Raw genomic sequence first — 11,995 nt, 5'->3', positions numbered from 1 at the left:
CTGAGCCTGGCGGCGGTCGCCGGGCTGTGCCAGCGCGCTACCGTGAGCTTGCGCCGGTCAGAGGGTGCGCCCGAACAGTTCCAGTGCGTGAGTCGCGACCGCGTCGGGTCGGTCGTCCGCGAGGTAGTGCCCCGCACCGTCGACGACATGACCGACCAGGTCGTCCGCCTGGTCTCCGTGAACGTCGAGCATTCCTGGCCGGACCCCTGCGTCGGCGCCGCCGATGAGCGCGACGGTGGGGACCGTGAGGCGTCGCTTGCGATAGGCCCCGGAGGAGAAGCGACCCATCTCGGGCAGGATGAGGTTGCGGTACAGCGCCGAACCGGCCTGGGGGTGCCCCGGCGCGTGCAGGCGCGTGGTGAAGCTCGCCAGGTCTTCGTCGGTGATCGACTCGGCCGTGGCGGTGCCCCCGCGCAGCAGGTGGCGGGCAAGCCGGTCGGTGCCCAGGGCCCACGGCCCCAGCCGCGGTGTGGCGACGACCGGCTGGAACCACAGCTTCGGGATACCCGCCAGCATGTGCGGCTTGAAGCGCAGGTAGGGGTGCGGGCCAAGGCACAAGAAGGCCGCGACCCGTTCCGGGTGGTCGAAACAGAGCCTGTAGCCGAGGAAGGCGCTGAAGTCGTGTGCGACGAGGCCGACCCGGCGCGGACCGAGTTGGTCCAGCAGCGCGAGCACGTCGGCGAGGACGTCGTGAACGGAGTATCCGTGAGCCGGTGCGTCCGTCCACCCCGCGCCGCGCAGGTCCGGCGCGATCACACGGTAGCCCTCGGCGAGCGCAGGGATGACCTTGCGCCACTCCCACCAGTGCTGCGGGAAGCCGTGCAGGAGCAGAATCGTCGGGGCATCTGGTCGGCCGGCCTCGACGACGTGCATCCGTAGGCCGGTCGACAGCGTCATAAACGCATGGCTCACGCCAGGCAGGTGCGGCAGGTCGGACTCGCCGGGTCCGCGAGGCGTGTCATGAGTACTTGCCACCAGACCGTTCTACTCCGCTTCAGCGCCGACTCACCATCGGACGTTCGCTTCGTCTGGGCCCAGACTCCGTGATTCTCCTCGACTGCCGCTGGTTTCAAGATGCGCCCGAGGTTGGCGGATCCCGGCATCTCGGTTCACGCCGCGGCGAGGTGATTCTGCCGGAGCAGCTCGTCGATGCCGGCGGGCGGCATCGGCCGGGCGAAGTGGAATCCTTGCGCATGGCGGTAGCCGAGTTCGGCGAGCCGCCGGGCTTGATCGGCGGTCTCGACGCCCTCCGCGACGGTGCGCAGGCCCATCGTTTCGGCGATGCCGGTCAGGGCGGTGGCGATGGCCTCCTGCTGCGGCGTGCCGCCCAGCCCGTCGATGAACGACTTGTCGACCTTGATGGCGTCCACCGGGCAGGTGCGTAGCAGGCCGAGGGACGAGTGTCCGGTGCCGAAGTCGTCCAGGGCGATAGCGACCCCGAGTTGCGAAAGGGCGTGCACGGTGGCCAGGGCGCGTCCGCCGCCGAAGACAGCAGTTTCGGTGATCTCGATAGTGAGCTGGCGCGCCGGGACACCGTGGCGGGCGAGCGCGGCGGCCACCATGTCCGGCAAAGCCGGATCGAGCAGTTGCCGCGCCGACACGTTGACAGCCACTGACCGTAACGCGTCGGCGGCGTGCTCGCGCCGCCAGGCGGCAGCTTGCGCGCATACCGTTTCGATGATCCACGCGCCCAGTTCCACGATCAGCCCGCTGTCCTCGGCAACCGGGATGAACTCCGTCGGGGATATGACGTGGCCGTCCGCACGGTTCCAGCGGATCAGAGCCTCCACGCCTGTCAGCCGTCCGTGGGGCAGTTCGACGATCGGTTGGTAGAGCATGTGGAACTCGCCCGCGACCAGCGCTCGGCGCAGATCCGCCGCCATCGTCGCGCGGTGGCTCAGCTGACGTTCCAGGGAGGCGTCGTAGACGACGGCTCGTCCGCCGGCGGCCACCGCCGCACGCAACGCAACCTCAGCTCGCCGGTAGAGGTCGCCCGCGTCGCCGTAGGCGATGCCGACGAACACGTCGACGAGCACCTCCTGGCCGGCGGCGTGCAGCGGCTCGGCGTTGGCGGCCAACAACCGGTCGGCGAAATCAGGTTGCTCTTCGTGCAACAGCAGGCCGAATTCGTCACCGCCGAGGCGGGCCACCAGAGCCTGGTCGGCGACGAGCCGCCGCAACCGGCTGGCGTATGCGACGAGCAACTCGTCCCCGACCTGCGGCCCCAACCCGTCGTTGATTTCCCGGAATTGCTTCAAGTCGATGAGTACGACCGTATGCACGCCGCGGGCACGGGCAGCGGCCGCGGTGAAGTAGCGGCGACCGACCAGGCCAGTGAGCTCATCGTGCATCGCCTGATGGGCGACCTTGTTCAACAAAGCCGTGTTCTCACCCAACGCCACCGCCTGACGTGTCACCACGAGCAGTAGCAACAGGGTGGTCCCGGCGACCTGCACCAAAGTCAGATGTCCGGTACGCAGAAAGACGACGGCCAACGAAAGACTTGTCAGACCCGTCGCGACCATCGGCACGACGTTGCCCCTGCGGTACGCAAGTGCCGGCACCACCACCGCCGCCGGCGCGCGTTCGACGGACGCGGCACGGCACTGCGCCCGTGCGGCGAGCACGCCGAACAGGCCGACGAAGGGCAGCACCGCAGCGGTGCCGTTCAGGTGTGGCCAGGGGTGTAGCAGCGATATCAGGACAGTGGACAACGGGCCGAGGAGCCCGATCGCTGCCAGCCACCACAGGGCGCCCTGCGGCACCGGGCTGCGCCGGGCAGACATGATCTTGATGACGACCACCACGCCCGCGACGGCGATCGCCGTCATGGCGATGTTCAGCCACCGGGCCGAGACGCTGGCGCCGAACCGGTCGTTGAACCAGTCCACGTATTGCGAGGCGGCGATCCCGGAGGTCACTGCCACGACCGCCACGTCGAGCACGGCCGTGGTCAGTTGTCGCCAGCTGCGGCCGCCGCCGGGCAGCCTCAGCATCGACCAGACGGCGAAGAAGGTGGCGACGGCGTATAGCAGCAGGGTGCGCCCGCTGATCGGCGGCATCCCGGAGTACGCGGTAGTGCTGATGTCGACGCTCTGACTGAGCGCCGCCAACACCACAGCGACCATGCCGAGCGCAACGTGTCGCCAGAAAACGCGCAGCGCCCCGTCAGCCAGCATGACGAGCCTTCCGCAGGCGGCCACCGCGACGGCCGGGCCCGCGACAGCCGGCACCCACACCAGCTGTCTCGAAAAGCCGACGTGCATACCTAACAGCAGAAGAAGCAGCTGGACAAGCGCCACCACGACGATGAGCGGTGTGATCCAGCCCGGCCACCGATGCGCCTTCCGCTGAGGCGCTATCCGGGCCATGTTGCCTCCTTCCCTCCGGGACGCCACCTACATCCGGCAGGAATCGGCCACGTTGACACCGAGCTGAATGTTCTTGCAAGACATCTGCATCCGAGCAGAAAGCCAGCCGCCAGGCGAGTCCACGCATCGCGTCAGGCGGTTCGGGACAGCCGGGGCATGCTCTAGTCACCACATCGAGATCGCCGGCCACTACTACGGTCAACTCGTCGTCTGCCTCGGCAGCGATCGCGAACGCCCGGGGCATGCCCGGCGCTGGTAGCGTCTCAGACCGCTGCGCGACTCGTCCGAGCCGCCGGGTCCGGTGGCTGGAGGGGCGGGAGTGAGAATGGCCTTGGCACAAAAGGGCAGCCGATTGATCGTGGTGGACGGCGTCAGCTTTCGGTGGGCGGTGACCGCGAGGTTCGATGCGGATCCCGGCTTCGTGGTCGAGCTCGCCGAGCAGCCCGGCCGCCGGCTCGTCTGGAGCACGTCCGACTACGCCTGCGCCCCGGTGACGCCCAGCCGCGTAGCGGCCGGCATCGAAGCGGCCAGAGGAATGGGCTGGGACCCGCACCTTCCTGGGGCGGACTTCCTCGTGGTGAACGGGCGGCCATCCCACCCGGCCGTGGGCTCAACCGACGGCTGAGCTGCTGGGCGCCGAGGCGATGCTGGACTCTCAGTCTCGACGGGGCTGGCCTCGGTAGGTGCCGAACGACCACCTGTTGCCCTCTGGATCGCGGACCATGAACTCTCGCGACCCATGGTCGGTTTCGTAGGGTGCCTTCAGGACTTTGGCGCCTGCGGCCACCGCCCGAGCGAACAGTTCGTCGGGGGCCTCTGCAACCGCGTATGCGCCGAAAGTGCCCGGGAGTAGCGGCCACTCGTCGCCGTCGGTGGCCCGGGCCGAGCCGAGCATGATCCCACCGCCCGGCGGCCAGGCGAGTTCGGCGTGGTGCACGGTGGTGTCGTCGCCGTATACGACGGTCTGTTCGAAGCCGAAGGCGGTCACCAGGAAGCGGATCAGAGCGGGGGCGTCGGTGGCGCGCAGCGTCGGCCACACCTGCGGGGGCGGTGTTTGCTCATTCGTCATGCCTGTCATCGTGGCCGTCCCGGCCGGCCATGGCTTGAACGAATCGGAATTCCTCGGCTCGCAGGACGCTCGCGCTGACCCCGGCGAACGCGCGGAAGTCTCGGGCCAGGTGTGCCTGATCGGCGTACCCGCACGCGGCGGCCACGTCGGCGAATCGTCCTGGCATGCGACGCGCCCGGTCGAACCGAGCCACCCGCGCAGCCACCTTCGGGGACAGGCCCACCTCAGCCCGGAACCGCCCCGCCAAGTGCCGGGTACTCCATCCGACCCGGCCCGCGATCTCCTCGACTGTGCTGTTGCCGCGCTCGACGGCCCGCCACGCGTACTGCAGCTCCGGCGCGACCGGCTGCTCGCGCAACTGGCGGGTCAACACGGCGTCGAGCACAGCGAACCGTGCCGGCCAGCTGAACGCGGCGTTCATGCGCTCGCGCAGCTCCCCGACGACGACTCCGAGCACCGCCTCCGCGTCGATGTCAACGCCAGACAGCTCGCCCGCAGGCAGTCCCAGCAGCGTTCGGCACCCCAGCGGACGTACGGCCACCTGCACACCAGACTGCCGGCCGTCGTGAGCGATCAGCGCGGGCGTCGTGTGCAGCCCGCCGAGCAGGCTCGTGTAGCGGTCCGGACGGTCGCACGGATTCGGGTGCGCAACCATGACCAGCGGGTCGTCGAGGGTCACGATCAAGGTGAGGTACGGCGACGGCAGCCCGCGGTGTATCGCTGGTAGCACGCCGGCCTGCCGGTAGCCGCTGTACCACGCGACATGCGGCCGCAACGCCTGAGCTGGTGCCCAGTGCACGTACTCGTCGACCACCATGGCCCCAGGGTATGCGGCCGGTGACGCCTCCTGCTGGCACGCACTCTGCGTGAATGCTTGCTGCCCCAGGTGAAACGTCATACACGCTCGCCGATCCCCAGGCGTATCTGAGTCTGTCGAGGCCGTTCGGCTGCGGCACTCGCACCGTAGCGCCGCGCCATCTCCTCCGAACTCCGCCCCAAGTACCCGCGAGATAGTGCGGAGCAGCTGAGGGGCGCTCACGGGCTTGTCTAGCAGAACCGGCCAGGCTTCACTGCCTGCCGGAGGCCGCGACGAGCATGCGACCGTGCCGTCCGGGCCCAGCACATCCAGGTGGCCGCCCACGAGGCCCTGCGCCTGATCCTGCGCAGCATCGAGGGCGCGGTCTCCGTCCGGTGAGGACCGGTCGACGCGACCGTGGTGGGGCGCTTGAGCTTTCACCAGCCGGGCCGGCCGGGCTCGTGGTGCGGCGCTTGAGTTTCCACCAGCCGGGCCGGCCGGGCTGGCTGCGGCCCGGGCAGGTCGTGATGCACGTCGTGTCCCAGGCGCCATGACGAAGCGCCTGTATCGGTCGTCGCCGACGAGACCTGCGCCCCGGTCGGCGGGCAGCCGGCCCGATGTTCCAGCGCCGTGCCGATGCGGGATCAGGTAACCAGCAGGCCACCGTCGACGTACAGATCGTGGGCGTTGATACCGGTGTTACGGAGCAGGAAGTCCGTCGCGTCGGCGATCTCGGCCATTGTCACGAGGCGTCCGATGGGCGTTTGAGCGGAGTGCGGTGGATTCGGTACGTCGCGCCATTTTGGACTGTCACCGATCAAGCCAGGATGTACGGCGTTGACGCGATGCGGGGCGATCTCGACCGCGAGGGTTTTCACCAGTCCGGTGATGCCGGCGTTGAAGGTGGTGACGATCGTTGAGCCAGGGTACGGGCGTTCCTTGGCGAGTCCTCCGAACAGCACGACGGAGGCTCCGGGGTTGAACCGCTCGCGGAGTACTCGTACCGTTTCGGCGTGGCCGACAAGCTTCATGGTCACGGCCGTGACCGCGTCGGTGATGTTGAAATCGGCCAGCGTGTTCGCCGCCTGACCGACCGCGGTGATGACCAGATTGTCGACGTCGCGCACATCGGCCAGCGCCGCGCTGATCGTTTCCGGTCTGGCCAGGTCCAAGGCCAGGCCTCGAGCGCCGGCGCCGATGGTGGTGGCGATGGTGGCGGCCCGGGCCTTGTCCCGACTGGTGACTACGACGTTGTCGCCGCGATCGGCGAAGTGCTGAGCGATGACGCGACCGAGGCCGCCGCTACCGCCGACAACGAGTGTGCTGGTCATGCGGTCACCACATCGCCGTTGGTCGCCCCCAGGCTGTCGAGGGTCATACGGGCCTGCTCCCGCATGGCGGGCAGCCCGTCGAGGGCCGCTTGCGGCAGGTTCGCCGCGACGGCGGCGAGCTCGCCGGGAGTGCCCACCTGCTCGAAGAAGCCGATGTTGAGGTGCGGGGCCACGGGAGGAGCCGAGCTGATAACGGCACGTGAGAACTCCGCCCACGCGCGGTCGGGCATGTGCGCCGCCAGTGCGGGAAACAGGAGAGGTTCCTCGTGATCCAAGTGTTCATGGACGAGATCGCGGACCCTCGTAGCCGCGGCGGCCAGTGGCGCCCGGTCCTGCCCATCCGATACGGGCACTGCGGCGAGCTTGTCCAGCGCCGCATCCAGTTCGTCGTGCTCCGCGCCGAGCTCGACCAGTCCCGCCCCGGCCGCGGGATCCGCCACGAGCAACTGTGGCCAGAGCACGTCGTCCTCACTCTCGTGGTGATGCCGCAGCGCCGCCACGAGGAAGTCGCGGAGTTCCGCCAGTGCCTCCGTCGGACTATCGCGTCGGTGCGCGGCGTCGACCAACAGCGACGTCGCGGCTCGATGCATCTTGTGCAACAGCCGTGTCTCGGCGATCGCCACGTGTTCCGATTCCGTCCCGGTCACAGATGCTCCTTCTCCTAATGGCCACTTGGCCATTAAGACTACCCGGGCGCCGCAAGCCCTCCAAAGCGGCAGTACAGTGACCCGCATGAGGCAGTGGCGATGAGTCGGCAGGATCCATCCGAGCAGCCGGTGCGCAGGCGCCGACGCGACCCGGAAGGACACCGGGCAGCCATCCTGGAAGCTGCCCGCCACACCTTCTCCGAACGCGGCTACGCTCGTACCACCTTGCGGGAAATCGCCCGTCGGGCCGGCGTCACACACGGCCTCATCTCCCGACAGTTCACCTCCAAGGAACTACTGTTTCTCTCAGCTGTGCCAGGCAACCGCGACCTCGAACCGATAGCGGCGGGCGACCCGGAGACGTTGCCCGACCGGATTGCTCACGGCTTCGTGCAGCGGATGGAGACCGGCGCGGCAAACGACCCGCTCGTCGCACTGCTGCGCAGTGCCGCCTCCGACGAGGGCAGCGCCTCTGATCTGCTTCTGGCGATGCAGCAGCGCAGCGTCGCGGTGTACCGGTCCGTACTCGCGCCCGGGACCCCGGCGGCATCAGGCGACGACCTCGATGTCCGTGTCGCACTGCTGGGATCGCATCTGATCGGCTTGGCGTTCAGCCGTTACATCGCGCGCACTGAACCGCTCGCCTCGATGCCGCCTGAACAGCTCACCGAGCACCTCGCCCGGACGTTGCGTCACATCCTTCTGGATTGACAGGGCGACCGGCCGGGCCACCGCTCACGGCCGGTGCGGCGCAGCGCCCCCCGCGGAAGCGTGCTGCCGGCCTCGAACGCGGCGACCTCGAGAGGCCGATGCCCGCCGGCTCACTTGGATTCGACCCGTCCGAGCGGGTCGGGGCTGGCCGCCAGCGCGTCCTGCGCCGCCTGCCAGGCGGAATCCCCGGGGTAGAGCTCGGTGCGGAGGTAAGCCCAGGTGAGCCGCTGGACCGTAGCGACTCGCTCGGGGTTGTCGTCCGTGGTCTCGGCGACGTCATATCCAGAGATCCCGCCGAGCCCGTGCTCTGCGTCAAACAGGGTGAGCAGGGACTTGGCGCCCGGGGAGAGGAAGTACGGATCGGTGTGCCAGGCCGCGCCCCGAACCGTCAGGTGGGCAGAGGTGTCCTTGTCGCCGGCGATCACGAGAGCGGGCGTCGTCATCTCGGAGAAGTCCGTGGTGGAGAAGAAAGAATAATTGTTGACCACAAACTCGGTGAGGGCATCGCCGCCTCTGCCGGGCGCGGCAAGCAGCACGCCCGCCTTGATCCGGGGCTCGACGAGGTTCACTCTTGTTCCGTCGTGCGGATCGGTGAGCCGCGCACCCAGCAGCAGGCTAGCGGTGTGGCCGCCCATCGAGTGTCCGGCTGCGGCGACCTTGCTTCGGTCCAAGCGGCCGATGAGTTGGGGGACCGCGGCCTCGATCACGTCGAGCCGGTCGAGGATGCGCTTCATGTCCTCGGCCCGCGATCGCCAGTGCGGAGGCGCCTCGGGGTCGACGGGATGCAGGCTCAGCGTCTTCGAATCCAGGTGCGTGGGCTGAATCACGACGAAGCCGTGTGCCGCCCAGAAGTTGGCGAGGGGGGCGTAGCCGTTCAGTGAGGAAAGGTGGTTCGAGTAACCCAGGCCGTGCGAGAGCAGGATGATCGGCAGCTCGCTTCCGGTCACGGGCGCGGAGATTCGCACCTGCAGATCCACGGGGCGGCCGGGAGCCGGCAGCACTACCGGGCTGACTGAGAGGACAGGAGCGGGCGCGCTCACGATGTCGGCTGCGTACATGATGGGGGTATTCCTCTTTCCACGGGTTTGCCGCCGGTCTCATTTCGGTCGGCGGCGGGTGCGGGACGGGAGCGCTCGGCCTCGGCTATGCTCAAGCGGAACGTTGTTCCGCAAACATACGGAACAACGTTCCGCTTCGTCAACCATCGTCCTGCGGGAGAGCGTCGTGTCCACTCCAAGCCAATCCGCGGAGGTACCGGCCCGGAGCAAGCGGGCCGACGCGCTGCGCAACCAGCAAACGCTGCTTTCCGCCGCCGCCGCGGTGTTCGTCGACTCCGGCGTGGACGCACCGATCCGGGAGATCGCGACCAAAGCCGGCGTCGGGATCGGGACGATCTACCGCCACTTCCCGACTCGGGCGGATCTCGTCGTCGCCGTCTACCGCCACCAGGTCGAGGCCTGCGCCGAGGCCGGTCCGACCCTGCTGGCCGGCGTCGACTCCCCGCTGGCAGCACTCCGTCAGTGGGTCGACATCTTCGTTGATTTCCTGGTCACGAAGCACGGACTCGCCAACGCGCTGCAATCGGACAGCAGCGGCTTCGACGCGCTACACACCTACTTCCTCGACCGCTTGGTGCCAATCTGCGCGCAGTTGCTCGACGCCGCGGTCAACGCTGGCGAAATCAGGCCCGGTACGCACGCCTACGAACTGATGCGCGGAATCGGCAACCTCTGCATCGGACGTGACAGCGACCCGCGCTATGACCCCCGCCGTTTGATCGAAGTGCTCCTCCAAGGACTACAGCGACCGCCAGACCAGTTTCCACCCGGCGAATCCATACCGGCCTCGAGACGGTAGCCCGGTGGCGACGAGACTGGGCATACACTCCAGACGGAGGCGGACGCACCGGTCACGCCGCGGTCGCGGCTCCAAGCCCTACCACTGCCAACCGATGCCCAGCAGCCCGCCTGTCATGTCGGCGGCCACCAGGTGAACGGCGTGGTGGGAGGAAAGGGTCAGCTCGCCGGTACGGCGGCGTTCAGCGGCCAGACCATCCTGGACGAAGCTGTAGCAGGACACCGGCAGCGCCGAGGGGTGAAAGCGCACCTCCAGCAGGTACTGACCGACCGCATGGCGAAATCCGTAGGCGTGCACGGTGCTGATCCCCTGCGACCGGTTCCGGATCAGGGTCTCGAATATCCAGGTGTCGCCGACGTGCAGCGTCTGGCCGAAGAGCAGCTCAGCGACCAGCACCGGAGCCCGCGGGTGCCGCAGCACCCGGCCCACCCGGCAGTTCTCCAGCGGCACTAGCTCGACGGCGGGGGACGAGCCGTCGGTGTCGCCGAAGTAGCGGACGACGTACCGGTCGACGCCGTCGCGCGACGCCCGCACACAGGTGCGCTGCCACATCGAGGACGATCGGCGCTGGGCGTCGACGAAGACCTTGTCCTGGCGGCTGAGCACCCCGAGATCGACGCGGCGGGAGCCAGGCAGCGCGTCGAGCAGCTCCGCCAGTGCACCGTCGCGCTCGGCCAGCCCGGTTGGCGGCGGTGGGTCGGCGGGGGTCTGCAGCAGCGCGACGAGCGCACCGGGCGGCAGCCGCAGAATCTCGTTGAGCGCCTCGACGGCGAGCGGCGACGAGGGACGACTGCGGCCATGCTGCCAGTCGCTGAGGGTGGACAGTCCCACCCGGACGCCGCGCTCCCCGAGCCGGACCCGTAGCCGGTTGAGGGTGAGGCCGCGGGCGGCCACGGCGGCACGCAGGGCGCGATGGAACGGCCCCGTGTGCAGGAGCGTGGCGACGTCGCCCGTCACAGCCGAGCATTGTAGGCCGAACATCGACGGACATCGAACGGCGAAATTCCGGTTCTTTCGCGGGCAGGCGATCAGGTATAGAAAGTTAACAATTCCCGTCCCCCTTCCGGAGGTGCTCATGCGCCTACGTCAGCTCAGCATGCCCGCGCTCGCCGCCGCCCTCGTCGCGCTGACCGCGTCGACGGCCGTAGCAGCGGGCGGCAACCGGCCTCCGCCCGTCGATCCGCGCATCGTGGGCGGACAGCCCGCCACGGAGGCCTACCCGTTCGCCGCATCCCTGCAAAGCCGTGGCGGCGGGCACTTCTGCGGAGCCGCCCTCATCCGCCCGGACTGGCTGCTCACCGCCCGGCACTGCGTTCAGGGCGACAGCCCGTCGAACGTGCAGGCCCGGATCGGCTCGATCGACCGTACGTCCGGCGGGACGGTCAAGGTGGCGGTGCGCATCGTGACCCATCCGGCCAGCCCCAGCGACGTGGCGGTCGTGCAGCTCTCGTCGCCCGTGCCGTACCCGCCGGTGGCCATCGCGCCGAGCGTGCCGATCGGTGCGCCGATCCGGCTGCTCGGCTGGGGCGCGACCCGCGATCCCAACCCGGGGCCGCCGCCGACCATCCTCCAGCAGCTCGACACCACGGTGCTGCCGGACAGCCGCTGCGGCACCGGCGGGCCGCAGCTGTGCGTCGGCAACGTCGACGGCTGGCGCGGCGCCTGCTACGGCGACTCCGGGGGGCCGGCCGTCCTGCGCGCCGGCGGCGGCTGGCAGCTCGCCGGGACGACCACCGGCGGCACCTCGGCCGTCTGCGGCCAGGGCCCGTCCATCTACATGGACGCGGCCGTGCATCGCGGCTGGATCGATTCGGTCGTCGGCGGGAGCGCACCGCCGCCGACCGATCCGCCGCAGGGTGGGACCTGGGCGCCGTACACGGCTTACGCCGTGGGCGCGGCCGTCACGTACGGCGGCACGAGCTATCGCGCACTCCAGGCACACACCTCGTTGCCCGGATGGGAGCCACCCCACACGCCCGCCCTGTGGCAGCCACTTTGACCGTACGGGAGCGACGGCAGCGACCGGCGACCGCCGGTCGCTGCCTGGACGATGTGGAAGAACGCGCATCCCTGGCCGGCCATCCGGACCGGTGCACACCGTAGGGCGGTCGACGCCGGCGGGCCACATCTGCGGCACGCCATTTTGCATAGCGGAACTATCAGGCCCCGTTCTTGCCGGTTTGCGCCAACCGTGCCTAGCGTCACGCAACACA

The 11,995-nt window shown here is 69.1% G+C and carries 12 protein-coding genes; 4 read left to right on the top strand and 8 right to left on the bottom strand.

Annotation, left to right across the window (positions count from 1 at the left end):
• Positions 1-57 precede the first annotated feature (57 nt).
• Positions 58-975, bottom strand: coding sequence for an alpha/beta hydrolase (locus AB0M36_RS16465; RefSeq protein WP_364157854.1), 918 nt, complete (start codon positions 973-975; stop codon positions 58-60).
• Between the two features lie 134 nt (positions 976-1,109).
• Positions 1,110-3,371, bottom strand: a complete 2,262-nt coding sequence (locus tag AB0M36_RS16460; RefSeq protein ID WP_364157852.1) for a bifunctional diguanylate cyclase/phosphodiesterase — start codon at positions 3,369-3,371, stop codon at positions 1,110-1,112.
• A 325-nt stretch (positions 3,372-3,696) separates the two neighbouring features.
• On the opposite strand from AB0M36_RS16460, the gene AB0M36_RS16455 reads away from it, so the two are divergent.
• A complete protein-coding gene (locus AB0M36_RS16455; RefSeq protein ID WP_364157849.1) occupies positions 3,697-3,996 on the top strand; it encodes a hypothetical protein in 300 nt (99 codons plus the stop codon).
• 30 nt (positions 3,997-4,026) lie between these two features.
• Here the strand turns inward: AB0M36_RS16455 and AB0M36_RS16450 are convergent, their stop codons facing one another.
• The 4 genes from AB0M36_RS16450 to AB0M36_RS16435 all read right to left on the bottom strand — a co-directional run bounded on the left by AB0M36_RS16450 (position 4,027) and on the right by AB0M36_RS16435 (position 7,214).
• The gene (locus tag AB0M36_RS16450) at positions 4,027-4,440 is read right to left on the bottom strand and encodes a VOC family protein (RefSeq protein WP_364157846.1); all 414 of its coding nucleotides are present in this window, start codon (positions 4,438-4,440) and stop codon (positions 4,027-4,029) included.
• Positions 4,430-5,257, bottom strand: coding sequence for a helix-turn-helix transcriptional regulator (locus AB0M36_RS16445; RefSeq protein ID WP_364157844.1), 828 nt, complete (start codon positions 5,255-5,257; stop codon positions 4,430-4,432). The genes AB0M36_RS16450 and AB0M36_RS16445 overlap by 11 nt, the downstream gene beginning before the upstream one ends.
• A gap of 623 nt (positions 5,258-5,880) precedes the next feature.
• A complete protein-coding gene (locus AB0M36_RS16440) occupies positions 5,881-6,567 on the bottom strand; it encodes an SDR family oxidoreductase (RefSeq protein ID WP_364157841.1) in 687 nt (228 codons plus the stop codon).
• Positions 6,564-7,214, bottom strand: a complete 651-nt coding sequence (locus tag AB0M36_RS16435) for a hemerythrin domain-containing protein (protein WP_364157838.1) — start codon at positions 7,212-7,214, stop codon at positions 6,564-6,566. Before AB0M36_RS16435 ends, AB0M36_RS16440 begins: the two co-directional genes overlap by 4 nt.
• A 99-nt stretch (positions 7,215-7,313) precedes the next feature.
• On the opposite strand from AB0M36_RS16435, the gene AB0M36_RS16430 reads away from it, so the two are divergent.
• Positions 7,314-7,925, top strand: coding sequence for a TetR family transcriptional regulator (locus tag AB0M36_RS16430; RefSeq protein ID WP_364157835.1), 612 nt, complete (start codon positions 7,314-7,316; stop codon positions 7,923-7,925).
• Positions 7,926-8,035: 110 nt separating this feature from the next.
• On the opposite strand, the gene AB0M36_RS16425 is transcribed toward AB0M36_RS16430, so the two are convergent.
• Positions 8,036-8,983 carry a chlorophyllase gene (locus AB0M36_RS16425; RefSeq protein WP_364157833.1) on the bottom strand — a complete coding sequence of 316 codons (948 nt, stop codon included), beginning with the start codon at positions 8,981-8,983 and terminating at the stop codon, positions 8,036-8,038.
• A gap of 166 nt (positions 8,984-9,149) precedes the next feature.
• Here AB0M36_RS16425 and AB0M36_RS16420 point away from each other — a divergent pair, with 166 nt between their 5' ends.
• Positions 9,150-9,782: a TetR/AcrR family transcriptional regulator gene (locus AB0M36_RS16420; protein ID WP_364157831.1), complete on the top strand. Its 633-nt coding sequence runs from the start codon at positions 9,150-9,152 to the stop codon at positions 9,780-9,782.
• Between the two features lie 78 nt (positions 9,783-9,860).
• On the opposite strand, the gene AB0M36_RS16415 is transcribed toward AB0M36_RS16420, so the two are convergent.
• The gene (locus AB0M36_RS16415; RefSeq protein ID WP_364157828.1) at positions 9,861-10,739 is read right to left on the bottom strand and encodes a hypothetical protein; all 879 of its coding nucleotides are present in this window, start codon (positions 10,737-10,739) and stop codon (positions 9,861-9,863) included.
• Positions 10,740-10,857: 118 nt separating this feature from the next.
• Here AB0M36_RS16415 and AB0M36_RS16410 point away from each other — a divergent pair, with 118 nt between their 5' ends.
• Positions 10,858-11,781 (top strand): trypsin-like serine protease, encoded by a 924-nt coding sequence (locus AB0M36_RS16410; protein WP_364157825.1) that lies wholly within the window; start codon positions 10,858-10,860, stop codon positions 11,779-11,781.
• The last annotated feature ends 214 nt before the right edge of the window (positions 11,782-11,995 follow it).

This window comes from Actinoplanes sp. NPDC051346 (genome assembly GCF_040682215.1).
Lineage (GTDB): Bacteria > Actinomycetota > Actinomycetes > Mycobacteriales > Micromonosporaceae > Actinoplanes.
The sequence above is the reverse complement of the archived record's forward strand: the minus strand, read 5'-3'. Positions and strand labels throughout refer to the sequence as shown.